The following is a 24,892-nucleotide window of genomic DNA, read 5'->3' as shown; positions in this document are numbered from 1 at the left end:
TCGTCACATACTGAAACGACATGGCGGCGCAACGTGACTCCGAGGTGACGGCAGTGGTGGCGATGTCGGCGGCGGGTAACAACGACGAGACGGTCGACGTCAGCGTCGTCATCCCGGTGCACAACTGCCGTCCCTATCTGGACAGGTGCCTCACCTCGGCGCTCGTGCAGCGGGTGAAGAAGGAGATCATCGTCGTCGACGACGGCTCCACCGACGGCGGCGCCGAGCTCCTCGACCTCTATGCCACCTACCACCAGTCCAGCGTCAAGGTCGTGCACATCGAGGGGTCGGGCGGCGCCGGCCGGCCGCGCAACGTCGGCCTCGCCCATGCCACCGGCCGGTACGTCTTCTTCTGCGACGCCGACGACCACCTCGGCCCCGAGGCGCTGGAACGCATGGTCGCCATGGCCGACAGGAACGGCTCCGACATCGTGCTCGGCAAGATCGTGGGCCACGGCAGGCGGGCCCCGGCCTCGATGTTCCAGCAGAACGCCGAGCGCCTGACCCTCGCCGACAGCAACGTCTACAACAGCCTGAGCTGCTTCAAGCTGTTCAGGCGGGAGATGGTCGAGCGCCACGGCATCCGTTTCGCCGAGGACATGCTGGTCGGCGAGGACATCATGTTCACCGTGCACGCCTACTGCCACGCCGGCGTGATCTCGGTGGTCGCCGACTACGACTGCTACCACCTGGTCTCCAGGTCCGACGGCAGCAGCATCATGCAGCGGGCGGGCAGCCGCGACCCGATCGCCTGGCTGACCATGATCCGGCGGCCCATCCGGCTCATGGCCCGGCACGTCGAGCCCGGCCCGCTGCGCGACCACCTGCTGCGCCGGCACTTCAGGCTCGACGCCTTCAGCCAGCTCGGCACGGTGTTCCTGGAGAGCGACGACGTGCGCCGCAAGGAGATCGCCCAGGAGGTCGCGGCGCTGTGCGACGAGTGGTTCACCCCCGGCGTGCACGCCCGGCTGAACACCATCGACAAGCAGCGCGTGGCCGCGCTCGGCGACGTCGAGCGCCTGGTCCGGCTGGCCCGCATCGAGAGCGCCACCGTGCGGCGGCGGCTGACCGGGCTGCGCTGGGAGGAGGACCACCTGGTGGTGAGCGGCACGGCCGGGCTGGAGGGCATCAGCCAGGACGACGGCGTGGCCCTGGTGCTGCGCCCCCGCAACGACCCGCACGGCGAGCTCGTCGTCCCGGCCGAGCGGCGGGGCGCGGAGTTCACCGCCCGGGTGGAGGCCGCCGCGCTCGCCTCCGGCGTCTGGGACCTGCGGGTGGCGGTCGAGCTGGAGGGGGTGGTGCGCCACGGCCGGCTGGGCGCCGACCGGGACAACGGCGTCACCCGGCCGCAGCCCCGCCTGATCGGCGGCGTGGTGACCCTGCCGTACTTCACCAGGGACAACGGCAACCTGAGCATCGACGTCGGCGGCCATGTCGTCGCCGTGCCCGGCACCGTCCGGCTGGAGCGGACCAGGTGGGGGCTGGGCCACCGGCTGGTCGTGCACGGCGAGGTCAGCGTGGCCGGGCAGGTGCCCGAGTGCGCGGCGATCAGGCAGATCGTCTGGCGCGAACGGCGTACCGGCCGCGAGCGCGCCGAGCGCGTGACGGCGCTGCCCGAGGGCGGGTTCGCGGCCCGGCCGGCGGTGGGCCGGCTCCCGCCCGGCACCTGGGACGCCTACCTGGAGCTCGACCTCGGCGGGCCGCCCGCGCTGTTCAGGATCGAGACCGACGCCGACACGGTCGCCGGCCCGCGCAGGTGGCGGGGCGCGGCGTTGCTGCGCAGCGTGCGGCCGTACGCGACCTCGGGGAAGGGACGGCTGAGCACGGTCGTGCACCGGCTGACGCCGCGAACGATCCTCAGGAAGCTCCTTCAGTAATTGCCACCTATGTGCAGGTGCAAGGCGATGCTCTAAAGTGAGGAGGATTTGTTCGTCCTTCTGGAGGCGTTGCCGTGCACGTACCCGATGGCTTCTTCAACGCAGCTACATCCGTCTCCGCCGGAGCGGTGGCGGCCGCCGGGGTAGCGGTCTGCCTGCGGGGCGCCCGTCGCGAGCTGGACGACCGGACCGCGCCCATGGCGGGGCTCGTGGCGGCCTTCATCTTCGCGGTCCAGATGCTGAACTTCCCCGTCGCGGCGGGCACCAGCGGCCACCTGCTGGGCGGCGCGCTGGCGGCGATACTCGTGGGGCCCTACACAGGCGTGCTCTGCATGGCCGTGGTGCTCCTGGTGCAGGCCGTGTTCTTCGCCGACGGCGGGCTGACCGCGCTGGGCGTCAACATCACCATCATGGGCATCGTCACCGTGCTGGTCGGGTGGGGCGTCTTCCGGCTGGTCACCGCCATGGCCAGGGGGCGGGGCGGGGTGACGCTCGGGGCCTTCCTCGGGGCGCTGATCTCGGTGCCGGCCTCGGCGCTGGTGTTCTCCGTGCTGTTCTGGATCGGCGGCACCGCGCCCATCGAGGTGTCGGCCGTGGCCGCGGCCATGGGCGGCGTGCACGTGCTGATCGGCATCGGCGAGGCGCTGATCACCGCCACCACCGTCGCCGCCGTGCTGGCCGTCCGACCCGACCTGGTGTACGGCGCCCGCGGGCTGGCCAAGCCGCTGGTGCTCAAGGGGGCCGACGGCGCCACCACGACCGTGGACGAGCCGGCGCCGGCGGCCCGGCCGGGCGCGCTCAAGCCGTTCCTGCTGGGCGGGATCGGGCTGACCCTGGTGCTGGCCGGCGTGGTGTCCTTCTTCGCCGCCTCCGACCCCGACGGGCTGGAGGCCGTGGCCGAGAACAAGGGCTTCGGCGGCCAGGCGGCCGACCACGCGTTCGGGTCGTGGGCGCTGGCCGACTACGGTGAGGTGGGCGGCATCCCGGTCGGCGTGGCGGGGATCGTCGGCGTCGGGCTGGTGCTGCTCATCGCCGGGGCCGTGGCGTTCGCCGCGCGCAGCCGTACGAACGTGGGGGTCTGATCTGTGAGAGACGGTGAGTGACGGTGGGCGCGGGGCATCGGCACGATCTCTACCTGCCGGGTGACTCCCTCGTCCACCGGCTGCCGCCGCAGTGCAAGCTGCTCGCCGTCTTCGCCTTCGCCGTCGTCGTGGTGGCCACGCCGCGGGAGCGCTTCTGGGCGTTCGCGGTCTACGCGGCGCTGCTCGGGGGCGTCGCGCTGGCCGCGCGGGTGCCGGTCGGGCACGTGCTGCGGCGGATGGTGATCGAGCTGCCGTTCGTGCTGTTCGCGTTCCTGATCCCGGTGATCGGGATGGGCGAGCGCACGACGGTGCTCGGCGTCTCGCTGAGCGTGCCGGGGTTGTGGGCGGCCTGGAACATCCTGGTCAAGGCCACGCTCGGGGTGATCGCCTCGATCCTGCTCGCGGCCACCACCGAGCCGCGGATCATCCTCGTCGGGGCGCAGCGGCTGCGGCTGCCGAGCCTGCTGGTGCAGATCGCCATGTTCATGCTCAGGTACATGGACGTGATCCTGGAGGAGATGCGGCGGATGCGGGTGGCCCGCGAGTCGCGCGGGTTCGAGGCGCGCAACTTCCGGCAGATCCCGGTGATCGCGCGTTCGGCCGGGGCGCTGTTCATCCGTTCGTACGAGCGGGGTGAGCGGGTGCATCTGGCGATGCTGAGTCGCGGCTACGCTGGACGGATGCCGATAATTCAAGATATTTCGGCATCCATCGGGCAGTGGGCGGCGGCGCTCGCCCTGCCCGTCGTGGCACTCGCGGTTCTGGGGCTCTCATGGTGAACTCTCTGGAGGTCAGTGACCTGGCCTACGCCTACCCCGACGGCACTCAGGCGCTGTTCGGCGTGAACCTGGCGATCGGCCGCGGTGAGCGGGTGGCGCTGCTCGGCCCCAACGGCGCCGGCAAGACGACCCTCGTCATGCACCTCAACGGCATCCTCACCGCCGGGCACGGCAGCGTGGCCGTGGGCGGCGTCCCGGTGCGCAAGGACACGCTCAAGGAGATCAGGCAGCGCGTCGGCCTGGTCTTCCAGGACCCCGACGACCAGCTCTTCATGCCCACGGTCCGGGACGACGTCGCCTTCGGCCCCGCCAACGCCGGCCTCAAGGGCGCCGAGCTCGACCGGGTGGTCCGCGACGCCCTCGACCGGGTCGGCATGCTGGAGGCCGCCGACCGGCCGCCGCACCACCTGTCGTTCGGCCAGCGGCGCCGGGTGGCGGTGGCCACGGTGCTGGCGATGCGGCCGGAGATCCTGGTGCTCGACGAGCCGTCCTCCAACCTCGACCCGGCCGCGCGCAGGGAGCTGGCCGAGATCCTGCGTTCGCTGGACGTGACGGTGCTCATGGTCACCCACGACCTGCCGTACGCGCTGGAGTTGTGCGAGCGCTCGCTGATCCTGTCGGGAGGCGTGATCGCCGCCGACGGGCCCACGCGCGAGCTGCTGGCCGACGCCGAGCTGCTGGCCGGGCACCGCCTGGAGCTCCCGTACGGCTTCGCCGTCCCGGCCGGATGAGGCAACCTGGTCCCCAGGTCGCGGGCCGGGCGGCCGGCTGGGTAAGAACCCTCAGCGCCGCGTCCAGCGCGTGATTGGTCCGGTCTAGTCCTTCTGTATCCGGCTCTTCGTAGTTTGTGCATGCCCGCTATCCGGGGATGTCGAAGTACAGTGGCTCATCGAGGAGGGGCCAAATGAAGCTGCGGCTTGCGCGACACGCCCTGGGTGACGCCGTGGTGGTGGCCGTTGAGGGAGAGCTCGATCTGTTCACCGCACCGTTCCTCCGCGACGAGGTCCGCGACGCCATCAAGCAGGACAGCGCCAGGCTCGTGCTCGACCTGCAGCAACTGTCGTTCATGGACTCCAGCGGTCTTTCGGTGCTGATCGAGGCCTGGCGGCTGGCCACGGGAGAAGGGGGCGGGGTGTCCCTCGCCGCGCCCCAGGCGCCCGTGGCGCGCATCCTGCGGACCACGGGGCTCGACCGGCGGATCAAGGTGTACTCCGACGTCGACAGCGCCGTGGGCGGAATTTAACCGGCCCCGAGTAGAACTTCATTCGGTTGGCGCGTTAAGGTCCGGGATATGGACGTCAACGGATCTGCAGCAATCATCTCCGGCGGTGCCAGCGGCCTCGGTGAGGCGACGGCCCGCGAGCTCGCCCGCGCGGGCGCCACCGTGGTCATCGCCGACCTCAACGAGGAGCGCGGCAAGGCCGTCGCCGACGAGCTCGGCGGCGTCTTCGTCAGGACGGACGTGTCGGACGACGATCAGGTGCAGGCGGCCGTCGACGCGGCCGTGGCCACGGGCAAGCCGCTGCGCGTCGTGGTCAACAGCGCGGGCATCGGCTGGGCCGAGCGCACGGTCAACCGCGAGGGCAAGCCGCACAACCCGGCCACGTACCGCAAGGTGATCGAGGTCAACCTGATCGGCACCTTCAACCTCATGCGCATCGCCGCGGCCGCCATCGCCGCCACCGAGCCGGTCGACGCCGACGGCCAGCGCGGCGTGGTCATCAACACGGCCTCCGTCGCCGCCCTGGAGGGCCAGACGGGCCAGCTCGCCTACTCGGCCTCCAAGGGCGGCATCGTGGGCATGACGGTCCCCGCCGCGCGCGACCTGGCGGCCATCGGCGTTCGCGTGAACACGATCTGCCCCGGCATCATCGACACCCCCATCTACGGCTTCTCCGGCAACGCCGAGGAGTTCAAGGCCAAGCTCGTGGCCCCCGTGGTCTTCCCCAAGCGCATGGGCCGGGCCGACGAGTTCGCCCACCTGGTGCACTCGCTCGTCCAGAACGACTACATGAACGCCGAGGTCGTGCGCTTCGACGGCGGCATCCGCTTCCAGCCCAAGTGAGGTCCCGTGTCTGACGAAGTGCTCGTCGAGGAGTCCGGCAACGTCGCGGTCATCACCATCAACCGGCCGAAGGCGCGTAACGCGATCAACGGCGCGGTGGCCCGGGGGATCGCCGAGGCGCTGGACGCCTTCGACGCCCGCCCCGAGATCTCGGCGTACGTGCTGACCGGCGCCGGGGGCACGTTCTGCGCGGGCATGGACCTCAAGGGGTTCCTGTCCGGGGACGTCCCGCTGGTCGAGGGGCGCGGCTTCGGCGGCATCGCCGAGGCGCCGCCGAAGAAGCCGCTGGTGGCCGCGGTCGAGGGGTACGCCCTGGCGGGCGGCTTCGAGCTGGCCCTGTCCTGCGACGTCATCGTGGCCTCGTCGGAGTCCACGTTCGGGCTGCCCGAGCCGAAGCGCGGGCTGGTGGCGGGCGCGGGCGGGATCATGCGGCTGCCGCGGCGGATCCCGTACCACGTGGCCATGGAGATCGCCCTGACCGGCGACCACTACCCCGCCTCCCGCCTGTACGAGCTGGGCCTGGTCAACCGGATCACCGAGCCGGGGGCCGCCCTGGAGGGCGCGCTGGAGCTGGCCCGCAAGATCGCCGCCAACGCGCCCCTGGCGCTCGCGGCGACCAAGAAGGTGATCATCGAGTCCCAGGACTGGCCCCTGGAGGAGATGTTCAAGAGGCAGGGCGCGATCATCAACCCGGTGTTCGGCTCCAAGGACGCCATGGAGGGCGCGGCGGCCTTCGCCGAGAAGCGCGCCCCCCAGTGGAAGGGCGAGTAACCCTCACCCGTACGCCGGCCCCTTCCGCACGTCCGGAAGGGGCCGCGTCAACGCGCGTGCGTGACCTTTCCTGCGTACGGTAAAGGGAGGAGACCACCACCAGGAGAGCGCATGAGCGACCATTCGGGTTCCAGGTTCGAGTCGGCCAAGCGCGGCGCCGGCACCTTCCTGTCGAGCGCGATCAAGGCGATCGTCATCCTCGGGTCCATGCTCGCCGTGATGTGGGTCCTGGAAGGCGTCGACTACGTGATGGGCGGCGCGCTCGACTCCTACGGCATCGCTGGCTGGGACGCCGACGGCCTGGTGGGCATCCTGTTCGCGCCGTTTCTGCACGGCGGCTTCGGCCACCTCATGGCCAACTCGCTGCCGCTGCTGGTGCTGGGTTTCCTGGCGGCGGTGCGCGACATCCGCAAGTTCCTCTGGGCCACGCTGCTGATCGTGCTGATCGGCGGCCTCGGCACGTGGGTGTCCAGCCCCGGCGTGATCACCATCGGCGCGAGCGGCCTGGTCTTCGGCTACTTCGGCTTCGTGCTGGCCCGGGGCCTGTTCGACCGCCGCCTGGTGGACGTCCTGATCGGCATCGGCGTGGGCGTGGCCTACTACTCGATCCTGTGGGGCCTGCTCCCCAACCAGCAGGGCATCTCGTGGCAGGGCCATCTGTTCGGGCTCCTGGGCGGCGTGGTGGCCGCCTGGGTGCTGCGCCGCAGGAAAGAGCTGCCGGCCCGCGTCTGAGCCCTACAGGTGCGGCTTGGTGCGCTCGGCCGGTGAGCCGGCGAGCATGCGGTCGATGAGCGCCAGGCCGATCGCCGAGGCCACGAACGCCAGATGGATGATCGTCTGCCACATGATCTTGTCGTTGGGCACGTCACGCGCCCGGATGAACGTCTGGAGCAGGTGCACCGACGAGATGCCCACGATGGCCGTGGCCAGCTTGACCTTCAGCACGTTGGCGTTGACGTGGGAGAGCCATTCGGGCTCGTCGGGATGGTCGTTGAGGTTGATCCGCGAGACGAACGTCTCGTAGCCGCCGATGATCACCATGATCAGCAGGTTGGAGATCATCACGACGTCGATCAGCGCCAGGACCGTCAGCATGACGACGACCTCGGCCGAGGTGCCGTCGCCGGTCGCCGGGTGCAGGAAGACGCTGCTGAGCAGGTGCCACAGCTCGGTCATGAACTGCCAGACGTACACCGCCTGCGCCACGATGAGGCCCAGGTAGAGCGGGACCTGAAGCCAGCGGCTGGCGAACATGAGGTAGCCGAGGCTGCGGGGCAGCGCTCGCCCCTGGCCGATCGGGGGCTGTTCGGGCAAGAATGTTTCCTACTGATCGAGCCGGAGGACTGGTTGAGTTGGCGAACCTGGGATCCCTGGAACGCGCGATCATGAACGTGCTGTGGGATGCCGGCAGGGCCATGCGCGTGCGGGAGCTCCTGGGCAGCCTCAACGAGGACCGCGACCTGGCGTACACGACCGTGCAGACCGTCGCCGAGCGGCTGGTGCGCAAGGGCCTGCTGGTGCGCACGCCCGCGCGCAACGCCTTCCGCTACGCGGCCGCCTGCTCAAGGGCCGAGCACGTCAGCCGCCTGATGCTGGAGGCCCTCGCCGTCAGCACCGACAGGCTGCCGGTGCTGACGAGGTTCGCGCAGAGCGTCGAGGAGGCGGACGCCCTGGCGCTCCTGGACGAGCTGACCCGCCGGACGGGCCGGCGGGCGCCGGGCTAGAGACGCTCGACCACGTGGTCGACGCAGACCGTCAGCGCCTCGACGTCGGACGGCTCGATGGCCGGGAACATCGCGATGCGGAGCTGGTTGCGGCCCAGCTTGCGGTAGGGCTCGGTGTCGACGATGCCGTTGGCGCGCAGCACCTTGGCCACCTCGGCGGCGTCGACGTCGTCGTTGAAGTCGATCGTGCCGACCACCTGCGAGCGGAACTGCGGGGCGGCGAACGGCGTGGCGTAGGACGACTTCTCGGCCCAGGTGTACAGGCGCTGGCTGGACTCGGCGGTGCGGGCGGTGGTCCAGGCCAGGCCGCCGTTGCCGTTCATCCAGTCGAGCTGGTCGGCCAGCAGGAACAGCGTGGCCACGGCGGGCGTGTTGTAGGTCTGGTCCTTGCCGGAGTTGTCGATCGCGATCGGCAGGCTGAAGAACTCGGGCACGTACCGGCCGGAGGCGGCGATCTCCTCGACCCTGGCCAGGGCGCGCGGCGACATGATCGCGATCCACAGGCCGCCGTCGGAGGCGAAGCTCTTCTGCGGGGCGAAGTAGTAGACGTCGGTCTCGGCGATGTCGACCGGCAGGCCGCCCGCGCCGGAGGTGGCGTCGACCAGCACCAGCGAGTCGTCGCCGCCCACGCGGGAGATCGGCATGGCGACGCCGGTCGAGGTCTCGTTGTGGGTGAGGGCGTAGACGTCGACGCCGTCCTCGGCCACCGCGGTGGGGTGGGTGCCGACGTCGGACTTGATCACGCTCGGGTCGGCCAGCCAGGGCGCCTTCTTGGCGACGGCGGCGAACTTCGAGGAGAACTCGCCGAACGACAGGTGCTGGGACTTCTCCCTGATCAGCCCGAAGGCCGCGATGTCCCAGAACGCGGTGGTGCCGCCGTTGCCCAGCACGACCTGGTAGCCCTCGGGCAGCGAGAACAGGTCGGCGAGGCCGGAGCGCACGCGGCCGACCAGGTTCTTGACCGGCTTCTGGCGGTGGGAGGTGCCCATGAGGCTCGCGCCGGAGGCGGCGAGCGCGGCCAGTTGCTCGGTGCGAACCTTCGAGGGCCCGCAGCCGAAGCGGCCGTCGGCGGGCTTGATGTCAGCGGGAATCACGATGTCAGCCACGTGCCAAGCGTACTGAGGCCGTCCGGGTGACGTCGCACGGGTCCGCCGAATGAGACGCGGAACGGCCCGCCCTTGAGCGGGCGGGCCGTTCATGACACGGGTGAGAACGTGTCAGATCGTGCCGACAACCTCGGAGGCGCCGGGGACGTCGCTCAGCGGGCGCGAGGCCGGGCCGATGTAGTTGGCGCTCGGACGCACCAGCCGGCCCGTGAGCTTCTGCTCCAGGATGTGCGCGGCCCAGCCGGCCGTGCGGGCGCAGGTGAACATCGAGGTGAACATGTGCGAGGGCACCTCGGCGAAGTCCAGCACCACGGCCGCCCAGTACTCGACGTTGGTGGCGAGCACCCGGTCGGGCTTGCGGGCGTGCAGCTCCTCCAGGGCGGCCTGCTCCAGCGCCGCCGCGACCTCGTAGCGGGGCGCGTCGAGCTCCTTGGCGGTGCGGCGCAGCACGCGGGCGCGCGGGTCCTCCGCGCGGTAGACGCGGTGGCCGAAGCCCATGAGCCGGTTGCCCTTGTCGAGCTCGCTCTGGACGTACTTCTTGGCGTCGCCCAGCTGCTCCACGCCTTCGATCATGTGGAGCACGCGGGCGGGGGCGCCGCCGTGCAGCGGGCCCGACATCGCGCCCACGGCGCCGGAGAGCGCCGCGGCCACGTCGGCGCCGGTGGAGGCGATGACGCGGGCGGTGAACGTGGACGCGTTCATGCCGTGCTCGGCGGCCGAGGTCCAGTAGGCGTCGATGGCCTTGACGTGCTTGGGATCAGGCTCACCGCGCCAGCGGATCATGAAGCGTTCGACGATGGTCTTCGCCTCGTCGACCCGGCTCTGCGGCACCATCGGCAGGCCGAGGCCGCGCGCGGACTGCGCGACGAAGGAGAGCGCCATCACGGAGGCGCGCGCGAGCTGGTCGCGGGCCTCCTCGTCACTGATGTCGAGCAGGGGCTTGAAGCCATAGGCCGGAGCCAGCATGGCCAGCGCGCTCTGCACGTCTACGCGGATGTCACCGGAGTGGACAGGGATGGGGTACGGCTCCGCCGGGGGCAGGCCCGGCTGGAACTTGTTGTCGACCAGCAGGCCCCAAACGTGCCCGAACGGGACACGGCCGACCAGCTCCTCGATGTCGACGCCCCGGTATCGAAGGGCGCCCCCTTCTTTGTCCGGTTCCGCGATCTCGGTCTCGAAAGCTACGACGCCTTCGAGGCCGGGTTTGAAGTCGGACATGCTCGGCCGCCTCCCTTTCTTGCCATGTAACGGCAATGCCTTGATGTCGAGATACCGGCGGGTCAATTTAACCCCCTCCCAGGTCATGGTCGGTCTCGGGACCCGCCGAAACGTCAAACCCGCTGGTAGGGAGCCTGCTGTGGGCACGTGTCCCGCGACCTGCGTCAGGCCGCCGAACGCGCCCTAGCGTGGGATCTGCCACATGAGCGCGCAAGAATACCGTCTCGTGGATGCCACCCCGCGCCCGCCCCTGCTGGCGGCGCTACGCCGAACGTACGAGGGCGAGCCGTTGCTCGAGACCGACCTCGCGTCCGACCCCGTCGCGCAGTTCACCGTCTGGTTCCAGGACGCGCTCGACGCCGGCCTGCCCGAACCCAACGCCATGGTCCTCGCCACCGCCTCCGCGGGCGGCCGGCCGAGCGCCAGGACGGTCCTGCTCAAGGGCTACGACGAGAACGGCTTCGTCTTCTACACCAACTACGAGTCCCGCAAAGGCCGCGACCTGGCCGAGAACGGACGCGCCTCGCTGCTGTTCCCCTGGCACGCCATCCGCCGCCAGATCCGCATCGAGGGCACCGTCGCCCGCATCTCCCACCAGGAGTCGGCCGACTACTACAACTCCCGCCCGTACGGCTCCCGCATCGGGGCCTGGGCCTCGCGGCAGTCGGCGGTCGTGCGCTCGCGCGAGGAGCTCGACGAGCGCTACGAGGAGTTGTCCGCCCGCTGGCCGGAGGATCCGCCGGTGCCCGACTTCTGGGGCGGCTTCCGGGTGACGCCGACCGAGGTGGAGTTCTGGCAGGGACAGCTCGACCGGATGCACGACAGGCTGCGCTACCGGCGCACCCGACCCGGTTGGGCTTTGGAGAGACTTGCACCTTAAATTGCCTTAGGTGGCATTCGGGGAACTGGTCAAACGTCATCTTGTGGACACAAGGCCGCTGGCCGTGCCCGCGTACCGGCGGATCTGGTCCGGCCAGGCCGTCTCGAACGTGGGCGTCGCCGTCACCGTCGTGGCGGTCGGCCAGCAGGTCTACGACCTGACCCACTCCTCGCTCTGGGTGGGCCTGCTCGGCATGGCCAACCTCGTCCCGCTGCTGGTCTTCGGGCTGTGGGGCGGGGCCGTCGCCGACGCCTTCGACCGGCGCAGGCTGCTCGTCATCGGCTCGCTCATCACCTGGGCGGCCACCCTGGTCATCCTGGCGCAGGCCCTGCTCGGGCTGGGCAACGTGTATCTGATCTTCGCGGCGACGGCGGTCAACGCCACCGGGTTCGCGATCACCGGCCCGACCAGGGGCTCGGTGATCCCGCGCATCCTCGACCCCGACCTGGTGCCGGCCGCCAACGCGCTCAACTCGCTGGTCTACAGCCTCGGCGCGGTCGTCGGCCCGATGCTCGGCGGCGTGCTGCTGGCCACCGGCGGCGACCACCCCGACTACGCCGCCGCCTACGCGGTGGACGCCCTGCTGTTCAGCGGTGGCCTCTACGCGGCCCTCAGGCTGCCCGCCCTGCCCCCGCTGGGCGAGGTGACACGTCCGGGAGCCCGGGCGGTCTGGGAGGGCCTCAGCTTCATCGCCAGGAGCCCGGTGCTGCTGATGTCGTTCGTCGTGGACATCATCGCGATGGTGTTCGCCATGCCGCGCGCCCTCTACCCCGAGCTGGCCGCCGATCGGTTCGGCGGCTCGATGACCGCGCTCGGCTGGGTGACCTCCGCCATGGCGATCGGCTCGGTCGCCGGCGCGCTGTTCTCCGGCTGGGTGGGCCGGATCTCGCGGCAGGGCGTCGCGCTCGTGCTGGCCATCGCCATGTGGGGGCTCGCCGTCGCGGCCGCGGGGCTGGTGCGCGAGCTGTGGCTGGTCGTGGCGTTCATGGCGGTCGGCGGCGTGGCCGACGTGATCTCGTCGGTGTGGCGGCAGTCGATCCTGCAGCTCTACGCCCCCGACGAGATGCGCGGGCGGATGCAGGGCGTGTTCATGGTGGTCGTGGCGGGCGGCCCGCGCCTCGGCGACCTGCGCGCCGGCGCGACCGCGACCGCCTTCGGGCTCACCGGCGCCTGGGTGGGCGGGGGACTGGCGTGCGCGGTCACCGTGCTCGTCGTCGGCCTGTCGGTGGCCGGGTTCCGCAATTACCGCTCCGACACTCGCGCCGCGGCCCTGAGGTCGGAGACGAAGCCCGCGTAGGCCGCGTCCCGGTCGGGCGCGCGCAGCACCGCCGAGGGGTGGATCGTGGCCACCGCGAGCGCGTCGCCCAGCGGCACCGGCTCGCCTCTGTGCTCGGTCAGCCGGAACGCCCTGCCCAGCAGCGACCTGGCCGCCGTCGCGCCGAGCACCACGACCACGTCGGGACGCACCAGCTCCAGTTCCGCGCCGAGCCACGGCTGGCACGCCTCGATCTCGGCGACCGTCGGCTTCTGATGAATCCTTCTCTTCCCCCTGGGAGTGAAGGAGAAATGTTTGACAGCGTTCGTCAGATAAACCGCGTCCCGTTCGATTCCCGCTTCCTCCAGACCCCGATCCAGCACGCGTCCAGAGGGCCCCACGAACGGATGACCCTCGCGGTCCTCGCGATCTCCCGGCTGCTCGCCCACCAGCATGAAACGGGCCTGCTCGGGACCCTCGCCGAACACCGTCCGGGTGGCGTTGGCGTACAGGTCGCAGCCCTCGCAACGGGCGGCCGCCGTCCGCAGGGAGCCGAGGTCGCGCCGGGCGGGAAGGAACTCGGCCGCTCCGTTGTTGCCGTCCTTAACCATCGTCGGTCGTTCTCCCAATAGGGTTCCTGATGACTTCTGTGCCCGTAGCGGACGGGCTCAGTCCCCGCCACGACCGGCGTAGCATTTCAGTTGGGAGGAGCCTTGACCGCACACGGCCTGATCGACACGACGGAGATGTATCTCCGTACGATTTATGAGCTCGAAGAGGAGGGCATCGTCCCCCTTCGCGCCCGCATCGCGGAGCGCCTCCAGCAGAGCGGCCCCACCGTGAGCCAGACCGTCGCCCGCATGGAGCGCGACGGCCTCGTCCGCGTCGAGGGCGACCGGCACCTGTCGATGACCGACCTGGGCCGCACGCTGGCCACCCGCGTGATGCGCAAGCACCGCCTGGCCGAATGCCTGCTCACCCAGGTCATCGGCCTTCCCTGGGAAGAGGTCCACATCGAGGCGTGCCGGTGGGAGCACGTCATGTCCGAGTCGGTCGAGGCGCGGCTGGTGACGCTGCTCGACAACCCCACGGTCTGCCCGCACGGAAACCCCATCCCGGGGCTGGCCGAGCTGGGGGCGCAGGAGGTGACCGAGGGCGCGGCCAACGTCCTGACCTCGATGTCCGAGGCCGCCGGGCCGCGTGACATCCCGGTCGTGGTGCGCCGGATCAGCGAACAAGTGCAAAGCGATCCTGCTGTGATGCTTAAACTCAAGCAAGTTGGGATACAACCCGGACGCGAGGTGACGCTCGCGGCGAGCGACGACGGTGTGCGGGTGACAGGTGACGGTGACGCGAACGACACTCCCGCGGAGCTTCCGCGTGACGTTGCCGCGCACGTTTTTGTCTCCAAGCGCTGACGCGCGCGCAGCCACTTGGTTGAATCCCTCTTGGGAGGCCCTCCACTCTCCCCTGGCCAAGACAGTTGCAGGAGCACCCGTGGTCCGCTGTGCGCACAAGCCACCCCAAGGAGTGGTCTCCGGATGAAGCGATGGGGGGATCTGTCACAAGAAACGGCTGATCACCTTGGTGCCGGGTCCGTTCTGGACCATGCCGAAATGGCAGTGGTCGTGACAGACCGCTTCAGCAATCTCCTCTACTGGAATCCCTTCGCCGAGCAGCTGTTCGGCCGTCCCGGCAACGCGCCGGGGCGTGACGCGTCCGTCCTGTCCCTCGGGATCATGGAGAAGGACCACCCGCTGGCGATCGAGCTGGCCAAGCACGTGCTCAAGGGCGGCGTGTGGGAGGGCACGTTCGACGTCAGGCGCGGCGACGGCACGATCGTCTACGTCCGCGCCCAGGCCGTGCCGCTGCGCCACCCGTCCGGGTCGGTCACCGGCATCGTCATCCTGGCCCGCGAGGCCCTGCGCAGCAACGAACGCGAGAAAGACCGTTTCGGGCTCCTCGAACGCATCGGCGAGCGGCTGGCCGGCTCCCTCTACGTCGAGGAGACGCTCAAGCGGGTGGCCGAGATGCTCGTGCCGCAGTTCGCCGACCACTGCTTCATCGAGCTCATGGAGGGCGACCGGCTGGTCCGCCGGGTCTCGGAGCACGTCCAGGGCTGGACCCCGCCCGCGGGCACGTGGAAGCCGGTGGGCGCGGAGATCCGCTACCCCTCCGGCCACTACGCCGACACCGCGCTGCGCCGCCAGGAGACCATCCTCGTCGAGGACTTCTCCACCACCAGCTACCCGTCGCCGCACGAGGGCAGCGCGCGCCTGGCCAGTGAGATCGGCATGACCTCGGCCATCGTCGCCCCCCTGCTGGTGCGCGGCGAGACGCTGGGCCTGATGTACCTCGGCCTGTCCAACCTGACCGACCGGCGCAGCCCCCACTACGACGCCTTCGACCGCGACTTCGTGGGCGCCATCGCCACCCGCGTGGCCCTCGCGATCGACAACGCGCTGCTGTTCGAGGAGGAGCGCCACACCGCCGAGTCGTTCCAGAAGCACCTGCTGCCCAGGGCGCTGCCCCAGCTCGACGGCCTCGACATCGCGGTGCGCTACTACCCGGCGGCCCCGCTCGCCTCCCACGGCCAGGGCATCCAGACCCAGGTCGGCGGCGACTGGTACGACGTGATCCCGCTCTCGGCCGGCCGGGTCGGCATCGTGATCGGCGACGTCGAGGGCAGGGGCGCCAAGGCCGCGGCCATCATGGGCCAGCTCAGGGCGGCGCTGCGGGCCTTCGCACAAGACGACAAGTCGCCCGCCGACATCCTGGCCAGACTCGACGAGTGGACCCGCATCATCGCCACCCCCGAGCAGGACGACAACGGCGCCGATGTCAGCATCCCGCCCATCGTCACCTGCCAGTACCTCGTCTACGACGCCTGGTCCCGGCAGCTCTCCTTCGCCAACGCCGGGCACGCGCCGCCGCTGCTGGTGGTCGACGGCCAGTGCCTGGAGATGGACATAGAGGAGGTCGGCCAGCCGCTCGGCGTCCGGGCCAAGGGCCTGCACGCCGACCTGGTCTACAAGGAGGAGACCCGCACCCTCCCGCCGGGCGCGGCGCTGCTGCTCTACACCGACGGCCTGGTCGACCGGCGTCCGGGCCGCGACGGCAGGATGCCGAGCGAGGAGGAGACGCTCGGCGTGCTGTGCGAGAAGCTCGCCAAGATGGCCGACGCCGACGTCGAGCGCATCGCCGACGCCGCCACGATCGCGGTGCCCGGCGAGATCGACGACGACATGGCGATCCTGGTCGTCCGCTCCAGCGACGTCGACCTCGACGTCGAGGAGCGCACCTTCCCGGCCCAGCCGATCATGGTCGGCGAGGCGCGCCGCATGGCCTCCGAGGCGTTCTCCGGCTGGAACGTGCCCGAGGAACGCGCCGAGCTGGCCTGCCTGCTGGTCTCCGAGGTCGTCACCAACGTGGTGCTGCACGCCTCGACCGCCAACTCCCCGCGCCGGGAACTGGTCGTCGAGGGGCCGCCGCTGCCGTTCGAGGAGTCCTGGGACATGCCGGGCTTCGAGGAGGAGCCGGTCGGCGACAAGGAGTTCACGCTGAGGCTGCGCAGGGGCGAGGAGTCGGTCTGGGTCGAGGTCTTCGACCAGGACCTCCGCCTGCCCCGCATCCGCAGCGCCGGGGAGAACGACGAGGGCGGCCGCGGCCTCTACCTGGTCGACCAGCTGGCCAAGCGCTGGGGATCCCGTCCCACCAGGGAAGGCAAAGCGGTCTGGTTCGAGATTCCCACCCGGAGCAGGTGAGTGGTTCACTGGGCCGCATGGAGCTGGCCTTCGAACGCCGGGGCAGCGGCGAGCCGCTGATCCTCGTCCACGGCATCGGGCACCACTGGCAGGCGTGGTTGCCGGTGATGGACCGGCTGGCCGCCGACCACATGGTGATCGCGATCGACCTGCCCGGTTTCGGGGTGTCGCCGCGGCTGCCCGCGGGCATCCCGTACACCGCGGAGTCGCTGGCGGACGCGGTCGAGTCGTTCTGCGCGCTGCTCGGCATCCGGGAGCCGCACGTGGTGGGCAACTCGCTCGGCGGCTACATCGCGCTCGAACTGGCCTCGCGCGGCGTCGTGCGCGCGGCGACCGCGCTGTCGCCGGCCGGCTTCTGGTCGCGCTCCGAGCTGCTCTACTGCCAGACGACGCTGAAGGCCCTGCGGAACTCGGCGCGCGCGATGTCGCCGGAGCAGGCGGTCAGGGCGGCCGGGAACCCGGTCATGCGGGCGGCGTCCAGCGGGGTGCTGGTGGCCCGTCCGAGCCGGCTCGACCCCGCCGGGCTGGTCGCGGCCACGCAGGCGCTGGCGGGGGCGGCGGGCTTCGACGAGACGCTGGAGTCGTTCGGCGGGCTGATGCCGCCCGCCCCGCCGAAGTCGCCCATCACGATCGCCTGGGGCGAGCGCGACCGGTTGCTGCCGCGCCGCCAGGCCGTGCGCGCGGCGCGCTGGTCGGGGCAGCGGGTCAAGCTGCTCAAGGGCTGCGGACACGTGCCGATGAGCGACGATCCGGAGCTGGTGGCCCGGGTCGTGCTGGAGGCCGACCGGGCGGCCTCCTAGCGTTCGGCGTTGGCCGCCATGCGGCGCAACACCTCGACGGCGGTCCGGTACTCCCGCGCGCTCACGCCCTGTGTGACCTGCTGCCGGAAGCGGGTGACCCGCTCGGAGACGGCCGTGTGCACGGCCCGGCCCTCGTCGGTCAGCCGCCCGTCCGCGAGCCATCCCCTCGACGTCAGGCTCTGTACGGCCTCCTCCACCCCCTCGAACGGCGCCAGCGCGGCGGCGCTCTCCCCTTGGGCGGTGGCGTGGAGAAGCTGCCACTCCCTGCGTGAGGCGCCGTGGGTGGCCAGGGCCTGGCCCAACGCGTTCTCCAGCAGGTTGTCGAGGTGCTTCACCCAATATCCGATAGGTCTGTCCATGCATGTACAATAGCAACTATATGTATGAAGACAAGGAAATCGCCGCGATCGAGCGGGCGATGGTCGCGATCAGGCGCAGGCAGAGCAGGCGGGCGCTGGCCCGGCAGCACGGCGCGGCGGGCCCCGAGTTCGAGGTGCTCGACGTGATCGAGGCCGCCGGTGGACGGCTCACCGTGTCGGCGGTCGCCGAGGCGCTCAACGTCGACCAGCCGCGGGCGAGCCGGCTCGTGACGGCCGCCGTGACGGCGGGGCTGGTGCGGCGGGAGGCCGACCAGGCCGACGGGCGGCGGGCGTGGCTGGTGCTGACCGACGCGGGCGCCGCCGCGCTCACGCAGGCCCGGCAGGCCCGGCAGGCGGCCTTCGCGTCGGCCACCGCCGGCTGGTCGGCGGCCGAGCGGGCCGAGTTCGCCCGGCTGCTGACCCGGTTCGTGCAGGGGATGCCGGGGTGAGCCTTCCCGGCCTCAGCGCATCGTCTGGCCCCAGACGAGCAGCATGGCGATGATGAACACGATCATCACGCCCGCGTAGCCGACGGGGCCGAGCCGGAAGGCCCTGCGCACGCGGTTGAGCCCCCAGGCGAACAGTAACGCCAGGAAAACGAGGAGGATCAGGCCGCCGTCCATGGTGACAGTATGCGGCGCGGCCCGGCCGGGCGCGCGCCCGCCGTCAGAATCCGAAGGACCGGCCGATGATCTCCTTCATGATCTCGGTGGTGCCGCCGTAGATGGTCTGGACGCGGCTGTCCAGCCACGCCTTGGCGACCGGGTACTCCATCATGTAGCCGTAGCCGCCGTGGAGCTGGAGGCAGCGGTCGATGACCTTGTTCTGCAGTTCGGTCGTCCACCACTTGGCCTTGGCGGCGTCCACGACGGTGAGCTGCCGGGCGTTGAGCGCCAGGATGCACTTGTCCACGTAGTGGCGGGCGATCTCCGTCTCGGTCGCCAGCTCGGCCAGGACGAACCGGGTGTTCTGGAACGAGCCGATGTTGCGGCCGAACGCCTGGCGGGTCTTGCAGTACTCGATCGTCTGCTCCAGCACCGTCTCCGCCGCGGCCACCGCCGCCACGGCGATCGACAGGCGCTCCTGGGGCAGGTTGTTCATCAGGTGGAAGAAGCCCTCGCCCTCGTTCGGGCCGAGGCGGTTGGCGACGGGCACGCGCACGTTCTCGAAGAACAGCTCGGCGGTGTCCTGGGCCTTCATGCCCACCTTGTCCAGGTTCCGGCCGCGGTTGAAGCCCTCCATGCCGCGCTCGACCACGATCAGCGTCGTTCCCCTGGCCCCGGCCTCGGGGTCGGTCTTGGCGACCACGACCACGAGGTCGGCGTTGACGCCGTTCGTGATGAACGTCTTCTGGCCGTTGACCACGTAGTGGTCGCCCTCGCGGACGGCGGTGGTCCTGATGCCCTGCAGGTCGCTGCCGGCGCCCGGCTCGGTCATCGCGATCGCGGTGATGAGCTCCCCGGAGGCGAAGCCGGGCAGCCAGCGCTGCTTCTGCTCGTCGTCGGTGAGCTCGACGACGTACGGGGCCATGACGTCGTTGTGCAGTGAGAAGCCCAGGCCGGAGGCGCCGGTCCTGATGATCTCCTCGACGATCACCGCGTTGTAGCGGAAGTCGGTGATGCCGGATCCGCCGTACTCCTCGGGGACGCCGAAGCCGAACATGCCGATCTCGCCGGCCTTCTTCCAGACGTCGCGGGGCACGATGCCGTCCTTCTCCCACTGGCCGTGGTGCGGCACGACCTCGCGGGCCATGAACTCGCGCACGGTTTCCCTGAAGAGCAGGTGCTCCTCGTCGAAGAGGTCTCGCTGCATCGATTCGCCTCCCAGCAGGTGTCGTGCACGACAGAATACGATTCTGTTACCCAGAGGTATACCCGCTTTCGCGGCAGGGGAGGCGGCGGGGGACACGGCGGGGGACACGGCAGGGGACACGGCAGGGGACACGGCAGGGGACACGGCTTCATCACAAGTGCTGGAACTTGGGGGAAACCGCCTGCGTTGCGGGTGTTTTCGACTCTAAGATCTACCCTCGGTCTATTTGTGATGATCGGAGTGTCCCGTGAGTCGGTGGCGCAAGTCGTTGCTCGCCGCGTCGATCGCATCGGTGGCGGCCGTCGGGGTCGTCGCGTTGCCCGGCGTCCCGGCCTCGGCCGCACCGGCCGACCTGGACGTGCAGTACGAATGCGTTCCCTCCGGGGCCGACAGCATCGTGCGGCACGCACCGGTACGCCTGAACACCCATCTCACCTTCGCCACCGACCTGGTGGTCGGCGACCCGCTCAACTTCACCTGGAAGCTCGACTACGCCGACCACGGACGGCTCCAGTCGCCCGGCTACTTCGCTCCGGGCGCCAACGTGCACGCCACCGGCAACGTCGAGCTGAGCAGCAGCTGGCAGGGCATCCTGCAGCCGAAGGGCTCGGCCGAGCAGAAGGGCAAGCTGCGCCCCGACGGCGAACTGTCGCTGCCCGAGTCCCTGAACGACCCCGGCCTGATCGACAAGGTCGGGAACATCAGAGTCACGCCGAAGGACATCGAGCTCGACTTCACCCCGCCGGACGGCACGGTCGTCGCCAACGACGGCAACGAGGCCGACAACCCGACCGACATGAAGGTCACCTACGGCCCCGGCTGGACCTCGATCGACGACCGTCCGGGCTCCGAGAACCACGTGCACAACGACCTGCACGAGACCAACGACCTCGGCGCCTGGGCCGAGTTGAGCTTCACCGGCACCGGCGTGGAGTACATCGGGCCGCACGACAAGGACGCCGGCCCCGTGGACATCTACATCGACGGCGGCAAGGTGGCCACGGAGGACCCCTCGCGCTCCGACGACGACCTGCCCGTCAACGACGACCTCGACGGCGGCTTCACGATCTGGAAGTCGCCGGAGCTGAAGTACGGCAAGCACACCATCAGGATCGTGAACGCCTCCAGCAAGCCTGCCTGGCTCGACGCGTTCAAGGTGTCCACCAACACCGCCAAGATCCCGACGGGCTACCACGGCGCGAAGTGCAAGCTCATCGGCGGGCCGGTCTCGGTGACGGTGACCGTACGGGAGAAGTCGGGACCGACGATCACGCAGACCCCCACCAACACGCCGACGAACACCCCCACCAACACGCCGACGAACACGCCGACGAACACTCCCACCAACACGGGCACGTCCACGGCGACCAGCACCCCCACGCGGAACCACTCGCGGCCCACGCCGAGCAGCGGGCTCGGGCACGTGGTCGTGGTGCCGGCGGTCACGGGGACGAGCACGGCCACGCCCACCGCGACCGGCCCGACGGCGACCACGTACGTCAGGGCGCAGGTGGCCAAGGTCCCCAAGGGCGGGGTGGACACCGGTGAGGCGCCCGACGAGCCGGACCGGCCGTACGGGCTGATGGCCAGTGGGGCGATGTTGCTCATGGGCAGCGCGGGCGGCGGGCTCGCCCTGCGCCGCCGCAGGGCCGCGCACGCGGGAGGAACGAAGTGATGGCCGAGCAGAAGACTCCGATGCAGCGGGCGATGCCCGGACTGTTGATCGCCGGTTCGCTGGCCGGCGTCGGCGCGATCATGGTGGGCCTGCTCTCCGTGGCGCCCAAGGTGGACGACGGCTCCGGCACGCTGGCCGCCGCCGACCGGCCGACCGCCGTGCAGATCGAGAACGCGGGCGCGTTCGTGCTGCCCGCGACCGTGGGACCGGGCGGCAAGGGCGCGACGCTGACCCCGGCCCGGCCGGACGCGCCGCCGCCGCTGGCCGCGGCCCCGACCGTGCCGCCGATCCCCAAGGCCAGGACGAAGGCCGCCAAGGCCAAGGCGAAGCCCAGCCGGATCAAGATCCCCAAGATCAAGGTGAACGCCCCCATCGGCGGCGTCACCGTGGACATCAAGGGCAACCTGGGCACTCCGCCGCTGACCCGGCCCAACCAGACCGGCTGGTACCGCTTCTCGCCGGTGCCCGGCGAGCTCGGGCCCGCGATCATCAACGGCCACGTCAGCACCCGCAAGGGCCCCGCCGTCTTCGACCGTCTGCGCGAGCTGGCCAAGGGCGACCAGATCTACGTGTACCGGTCGGACGGGAAGGTCACCCGGTTCACGGTGAGCGGGATCGAGCAGGTCAGCAAGTCGGCGTTCCCGACGTCCCGGGTGTACGGGAACACCAAGGACTCGCAGCTCCGGCTGATCACGTGTGGCGGCGTCTTCAACAAGGAGGCGCACAGCTACACGGACAACATCGTGGTGTACGCGACGTTGTCGAAGAAGAAGGGCTGATGGGGTTTTTGGGGCGGATTTTGGGTTTTACGGGAAGTTGACAGGGACAGTTCGTAGGATCTCAACCGAACCGTGACCATCGGCTGGAATTCTGGCACGACTGTTGACACTGCGCTGAAACGGAGATGGACCCGTGCTTACGTCCCAGGCGTGGCGCCGCCTCGCCCACAAGACCTCCGCCTTGGGATTGATGGGCACACTCGCCGTCTCCGTCGGCTCACTGGTCGGCCTGTCCTCCCCCGCCGAAGCGGCGATGGTGGACCCCCTGAAGATCACCTATAACTGCACGGGTGGCGCCCTGCAGGCTGGTCCCGTGATCGTGACGATCACGCCCCCGGCGTCGGTGGAACCGGCCAAGTCGACGACGATCGACTGGACGTTCCCGGCGATCCCGGTGACGAAGGCCCTGACCGCCGGTGAGACCGTCACCACCGGCGGCGGCGACCTCACGGTGACCGGCGGGACGCCCACCCCGCTCAAGGGCACCGGCACGGGCACGACCACGGCGGTCGCGATGGGCGGGTCCTACACGCCGCCGAAGATGTCGGCGTCGGTCAGCGTGACCGCGACGACGGGCGGGAACCTCGTCCTCGCGCCGCTCGCGACGGCGACCGGGACGACGCCGTTGCTGAGCATCAAGATCGGCCAGGACACGACGACCTGCGCCTCCGCGTCGTCCGCCCCCACCACCGTCTCGATCCCGGTTCAGACCGGCGGTGGCGGCACCGGGACCGATGTGGTCCAGTACAAGTGTGACCTGGTGGACACGACGATCAACGATCCGGCCTATCCGGCCGACGTGGACATCAAGATCACCCCCGGCACCCTGCCCACCAACGCCAAGGCGAACGAGGAAGTCAGCATCTCGTGGACCAGCACCATCGATACCAGCAGCCTTGACACGCTGAAGGCCCCCACCGGCTTCCCCGCGAGCGGCGGCAAGTACTTCCTCAACGTGAAGGCGTCCGGTGCGGGGGTCACCCAGCCCGCGGCGGCCGAGGGCGCGCTGACCAACGTCGTCGTCGGGCAGGACATCACCACGCTGCCCAGCGTCACCCTCAAGGTGAAGCCCACCACGACCGGCACGGTGACGCTCACCCCCGGCGACCTGATCCTCGGCACCTCGGCCACGGCGACCACCGGCAGCGCGATCAAGTGCGTGGCTCCCACGACGGGCGTCAAGAACCACACCTTCCAGGTGGTCGCGGGCTCGGGAACGACCCCCACGCCGACGCCCACGCCGACCCCCACGCCCACGCCGACCCCCACCCCCAAGCCGACCAAGACCAGCACCGCGACCGTGACCGTGACCCCGCCCGACAAGTCCAAGACGCCCAAGGCGGGGGCCGACACCGGGGCCGGGGGTATGGCGGGGCCTGACGGGCGGCTGTTCGTGCTGACCGGAGCCGTTCTGATCGCGGCCGCGGCGGCCGGTGGGCTGGTGCTGCGCCGGCGTACCGCCGGCAGGGGCTGAGCGGCGTGGCCGGGCAGTATCCGTACGGCGGCCCGCCACCGCGGGACCGGGGGAGCACCGCGCTCAGGACCGTGCTGATCGGCGCGGCCATCGCCGGGGTCGTCACGGTCGTGGCGGGCATGCTGATGGTGCTGCAGTCGCCCGAGGAGTACGGCATGGACAGGGACGCCCTGCCCGTGGCCGTGCAGACGCAGGCGTCCGGGCAACCGCAGCAGGCGTTGTTCCAGGCCCCGCCGGACCAGCCGCCGCCGCTGCCGGAGATCACGCCGGCGCCGCCGATGCTGCCCTCGACGCCGATCCGGATCGTGATCAAGCGGCTCGGCGTCAACGCGCCGATCAAGTCGGTGGGGCTGGCCAAGGACGGGACGATCGAGGTGCCGCCGTCCGACAATCCCAACCTGGTCGGGTGGTACCGGAACATGTCCACGCCGGGCCAGGAGGGCCCGGCGGTGCTGCTCGGGCACAAGGACACCCGGACGCGCAGCGCCGTGTTCAGCCGCCTCGGCGAGCTCAAGCACGGCGACACCATCGAGGTCAAGCGCCAGGACAAGACGACCGCCGTGTTCACGGTCGGCGGCGTGGAGCAGGCGAGCAAGAAGACGTTCCCGACCGAGCGCGTCTACGGGAGCCGGGAGAACGCCCAGCTCCACCTCATCACCTGTGGTGGTGCCTACGATCGCACCATCGGTCACTACAACGACAACATCATCGTCTACGCGACGATGACGAGCTCCTATCGAAGCTGATTGGCGGAGGCGGGCATGGGCTGGCTGGCGAAGCGGAAACTGCGTACTGGCCCGACGGCGGCCCTGCCCGCCAGACCGGACCCTGCCGAGTTGTTGCGGATCGTCCAGCTGGCCGACCCGGACGCCCGGCGCGAGGGCGACGACATCGTGGCGGCCGACGTGCGGGTGTGCGCGCCGGTCGAGGCCGACGCCGAGCTGACCGGCGGGGTGCTGGAGAAGGCATGGGCCTGCCGGGTCACCGCCGAGGGGCCGCTGCCGTTCGACTTCTTCGACCGCTACCTGGCCGAGGGGCTGGCCTTCCGGCTCAAGGGGCTCGCGGTGTGCCGGGGCGAGGTGAGCGATCCGGCCGACGGCGAGGAGGGCGGGCCCGCCGTCATCCTGCCGGTACGCCCGTCCGCCGACGACCTGGCGCCGCTGCTGGAGCAGGGTGAGGACGAGTTCACCTACACGTCGGGCGACATCCGGGCCGCGCTCGTGCCGCAGAAGGGGCAGCCGCCGGCGGTGCGGGAGCTGCTGCCGTTCGCCACCGAGCTGACCGCGATCGAGCTGCGCGGCGAGGAGCCCGTCAAGCTCGGAAGCCTGGCGCTGGAGCTGGCAGAATCGCTGAACGGCCTGGTGGTGGACCGGTGGCGGTTCAGGATCGACGCCGCGGAGGACCTTCTGGCCCCGGAGTGACGAGCCACAGAACGTCGTTCTGTTGTAGTCTCTCCTCAATAACCGAATAAT

Annotated in this window: 27 protein-coding genes; 20 read left to right on the top strand and 7 right to left on the bottom strand. The window is 70.4% G+C overall.

The window, feature by feature from the left end; translation table 11 throughout:
• Positions 1-20: 20 nt before the first annotated feature.
• The 8 genes from AB0C33_RS18740 (at position 21) to AB0C33_RS18705 (ending at position 7,306) form a co-directional block, all read left to right on the top strand.
• Complete coding sequence (locus tag AB0C33_RS18740; RefSeq protein ID WP_358289239.1) at positions 21-1,877, top strand: glycosyltransferase family 2 protein; 1,857 nt, start codon at positions 21-23, stop codon at positions 1,875-1,877.
• A 74-nt stretch (positions 1,878-1,951) separates the two neighbouring features.
• Positions 1,952-2,959, top strand: a complete 1,008-nt coding sequence (locus tag AB0C33_RS18735; RefSeq protein WP_358289236.1) for an energy-coupling factor ABC transporter permease — start codon at positions 1,952-1,954, stop codon at positions 2,957-2,959.
• Between the two features lie 23 nt (positions 2,960-2,982).
• A complete protein-coding gene (cbiQ, locus tag AB0C33_RS18730; RefSeq protein ID WP_358289233.1) occupies positions 2,983-3,738 on the top strand; it encodes a cobalt ECF transporter T component CbiQ in 756 nt (251 codons plus the stop codon).
• Positions 3,732-4,469, top strand: coding sequence for an ABC transporter ATP-binding protein (locus AB0C33_RS18725; RefSeq protein WP_358289230.1), 738 nt, complete (start codon positions 3,732-3,734; stop codon positions 4,467-4,469). Before cbiQ ends, AB0C33_RS18725 begins: the two co-directional genes overlap by 7 nt.
• 173 nt (positions 4,470-4,642) lie before the next feature.
• Positions 4,643-4,981 carry an STAS domain-containing protein gene (locus AB0C33_RS18720; RefSeq protein WP_138689510.1) on the top strand — a complete coding sequence of 113 codons (339 nt, stop codon included), beginning with the start codon at positions 4,643-4,645 and terminating at the stop codon, positions 4,979-4,981.
• Between the two features lie 48 nt (positions 4,982-5,029).
• Positions 5,030-5,803, top strand: a complete 774-nt coding sequence (locus AB0C33_RS18715) for an SDR family NAD(P)-dependent oxidoreductase (RefSeq protein ID WP_352322296.1) — start codon at positions 5,030-5,032, stop codon at positions 5,801-5,803.
• Positions 5,804-5,809: 6 nt separating this feature from the next.
• Positions 5,810-6,574: a crotonase/enoyl-CoA hydratase family protein gene (locus AB0C33_RS18710; RefSeq protein ID WP_358289226.1), complete on the top strand. Its 765-nt coding sequence runs from the start codon at positions 5,810-5,812 to the stop codon at positions 6,572-6,574.
• Positions 6,575-6,685: 111 nt separating this feature from the next.
• Positions 6,686-7,306, top strand: a complete 621-nt coding sequence (locus AB0C33_RS18705) for a rhomboid family intramembrane serine protease (RefSeq protein WP_358289223.1) — start codon at positions 6,686-6,688, stop codon at positions 7,304-7,306.
• A gap of 3 nt (positions 7,307-7,309) precedes the next feature.
• Here the strand turns inward: AB0C33_RS18705 and AB0C33_RS18700 are convergent, their stop codons facing one another.
• Entirely contained in the window at positions 7,310-7,888 is a 579-nt protein-coding gene (locus AB0C33_RS18700) for a TIGR00645 family protein (RefSeq protein ID WP_358289220.1), read from the bottom strand.
• A gap of 38 nt (positions 7,889-7,926) precedes the next feature.
• On the opposite strand from AB0C33_RS18700, the gene AB0C33_RS18695 reads away from it, so the two are divergent.
• Positions 7,927-8,298, top strand: a complete 372-nt coding sequence (locus tag AB0C33_RS18695) for a BlaI/MecI/CopY family transcriptional regulator (RefSeq protein ID WP_358289217.1) — start codon at positions 7,927-7,929, stop codon at positions 8,296-8,298.
• Here the strand turns inward: AB0C33_RS18695 and serC are convergent.
• Positions 8,295-9,404: a phosphoserine transaminase gene (gene serC / locus AB0C33_RS18690; protein WP_352322287.1), complete on the bottom strand. Its 1,110-nt coding sequence runs from the start codon at positions 9,402-9,404 to the stop codon at positions 8,295-8,297. The two genes, AB0C33_RS18695 and serC, sit on opposite strands and share 4 nt — an antisense overlap.
• Positions 9,405-9,515: 111 nt before the next feature.
• A complete protein-coding gene (locus AB0C33_RS18685) occupies positions 9,516-10,622 on the bottom strand; it encodes a citrate synthase 2 (protein WP_352322285.1) in 1,107 nt (368 codons plus the stop codon).
• Between the two features lie 202 nt (positions 10,623-10,824).
• Here AB0C33_RS18685 and pdxH point away from each other — a divergent pair, with 202 nt between their 5' ends.
• Positions 10,825-11,502 (top strand): pyridoxamine 5'-phosphate oxidase, encoded by a 678-nt coding sequence (gene pdxH / locus AB0C33_RS18680; protein WP_358289213.1) that lies wholly within the window; start codon positions 10,825-10,827, stop codon positions 11,500-11,502.
• 10 nt (positions 11,503-11,512) lie between these two features.
• Complete coding sequence (locus AB0C33_RS18675; protein WP_358289210.1) at positions 11,513-12,799, top strand: MFS transporter; 1,287 nt, start codon at positions 11,513-11,515, stop codon at positions 12,797-12,799.
• On the opposite strand, the gene AB0C33_RS18670 is transcribed toward AB0C33_RS18675, so the two are convergent.
• Positions 12,745-13,368: a UdgX family uracil-DNA binding protein gene (locus AB0C33_RS18670; protein WP_358289207.1), complete on the bottom strand. Its 624-nt coding sequence runs from the start codon at positions 13,366-13,368 to the stop codon at positions 12,745-12,747. The two genes, AB0C33_RS18675 and AB0C33_RS18670, sit on opposite strands and share 55 nt — an antisense overlap.
• A 102-nt stretch (positions 13,369-13,470) precedes the next feature.
• On the opposite strand from AB0C33_RS18670, the gene AB0C33_RS18665 reads away from it, so the two are divergent.
• The 3 genes from AB0C33_RS18665 to AB0C33_RS18655 all read left to right on the top strand — a co-directional run bounded on the left by AB0C33_RS18665 (position 13,471) and on the right by AB0C33_RS18655 (position 17,321).
• Positions 13,471-14,175 carry a metal-dependent transcriptional regulator gene (locus AB0C33_RS18665; protein WP_352322278.1) on the top strand — a complete coding sequence of 235 codons (705 nt, stop codon included), beginning with the start codon at positions 13,471-13,473 and terminating at the stop codon, positions 14,173-14,175.
• Between the two features lie 123 nt (positions 14,176-14,298).
• Positions 14,299-16,521 (top strand): SpoIIE family protein phosphatase, encoded by a 2,223-nt coding sequence (locus AB0C33_RS18660; RefSeq protein ID WP_358289204.1) that lies wholly within the window; start codon positions 14,299-14,301, stop codon positions 16,519-16,521.
• Positions 16,518-17,321, top strand: a complete 804-nt coding sequence (locus AB0C33_RS18655; RefSeq protein ID WP_358289201.1) for an alpha/beta fold hydrolase — start codon at positions 16,518-16,520, stop codon at positions 17,319-17,321. The genes AB0C33_RS18660 and AB0C33_RS18655 overlap by 4 nt, the downstream gene beginning before the upstream one ends.
• On the opposite strand, the gene AB0C33_RS18650 is transcribed toward AB0C33_RS18655, so the two are convergent.
• Positions 17,318-17,680, bottom strand: coding sequence for a MarR family transcriptional regulator (locus AB0C33_RS18650; protein ID WP_358289198.1), 363 nt, complete (start codon positions 17,678-17,680; stop codon positions 17,318-17,320). The genes AB0C33_RS18655 and AB0C33_RS18650 overlap by 4 nt on opposite strands.
• Positions 17,681-17,700: 20 nt before the next feature.
• Here AB0C33_RS18650 and AB0C33_RS18645 point away from each other — a divergent pair, with 20 nt between their 5' ends.
• Positions 17,701-18,129, top strand: a complete 429-nt coding sequence (locus tag AB0C33_RS18645) for a MarR family winged helix-turn-helix transcriptional regulator (RefSeq protein WP_358289195.1) — start codon at positions 17,701-17,703, stop codon at positions 18,127-18,129.
• Between the two features lie 12 nt (positions 18,130-18,141).
• Here AB0C33_RS18645 and AB0C33_RS18640 read toward each other — a convergent pair whose 3' ends face one another.
• Together AB0C33_RS18640 and AB0C33_RS18635 are read right to left on the bottom strand one after the other, a co-directional pair.
• On the bottom strand, positions 18,142-18,303 hold the full coding sequence (locus AB0C33_RS18640; RefSeq protein ID WP_352322270.1) for a hypothetical protein: 162 nt from the start codon (positions 18,301-18,303) through the stop codon (positions 18,142-18,144).
• A 43-nt stretch (positions 18,304-18,346) separates the two neighbouring features.
• Positions 18,347-19,492 carry an acyl-CoA dehydrogenase family protein gene (locus AB0C33_RS18635; protein ID WP_358289192.1) on the bottom strand — a complete coding sequence of 382 codons (1,146 nt, stop codon included), beginning with the start codon at positions 19,490-19,492 and terminating at the stop codon, positions 18,347-18,349.
• A 247-nt stretch (positions 19,493-19,739) separates the two neighbouring features.
• On the opposite strand from AB0C33_RS18635, the gene AB0C33_RS18630 reads away from it, so the two are divergent.
• The 5 genes from AB0C33_RS18630 (at position 19,740) to AB0C33_RS18610 (ending at position 24,841) form a co-directional block, all read left to right on the top strand.
• Complete coding sequence (locus AB0C33_RS18630; protein WP_358289189.1) at positions 19,740-21,167, top strand: hypothetical protein; 1,428 nt, start codon at positions 19,740-19,742, stop codon at positions 21,165-21,167.
• The gene (locus tag AB0C33_RS18625; RefSeq protein WP_352322264.1) at positions 21,167-21,946 is read left to right on the top strand and encodes a class F sortase; all 780 of its coding nucleotides are present in this window, start codon (positions 21,167-21,169) and stop codon (positions 21,944-21,946) included. Before AB0C33_RS18630 ends, AB0C33_RS18625 begins: the two co-directional genes overlap by 1 nt.
• Positions 21,947-22,136: 190 nt before the next feature.
• The gene (locus AB0C33_RS18620; RefSeq protein WP_358289186.1) at positions 22,137-23,420 is read left to right on the top strand and encodes a hypothetical protein; all 1,284 of its coding nucleotides are present in this window, start codon (positions 22,137-22,139) and stop codon (positions 23,418-23,420) included.
• A gap of 5 nt (positions 23,421-23,425) precedes the next feature.
• Positions 23,426-24,166 carry a class F sortase gene (locus AB0C33_RS18615; RefSeq protein WP_358289183.1) on the top strand — a complete coding sequence of 247 codons (741 nt, stop codon included), beginning with the start codon at positions 23,426-23,428 and terminating at the stop codon, positions 24,164-24,166.
• A 15-nt stretch (positions 24,167-24,181) separates the two neighbouring features.
• A complete protein-coding gene (locus AB0C33_RS18610; RefSeq protein ID WP_358289180.1) occupies positions 24,182-24,841 on the top strand; it encodes a hypothetical protein in 660 nt (219 codons plus the stop codon).
• Positions 24,842-24,892: the final 51 nt, after the last annotated feature.

It is taken from the genome of Nonomuraea sp. NPDC048881, from assembly GCF_040649795.1.
In the GTDB taxonomy this organism is placed as follows: domain Bacteria; phylum Actinomycetota; class Actinomycetes; order Streptosporangiales; family Streptosporangiaceae; genus Nonomuraea.
Note: the sequence above shows the minus strand (reverse complement) of the source record. Positions and strands in the feature narration are given on the sequence as shown.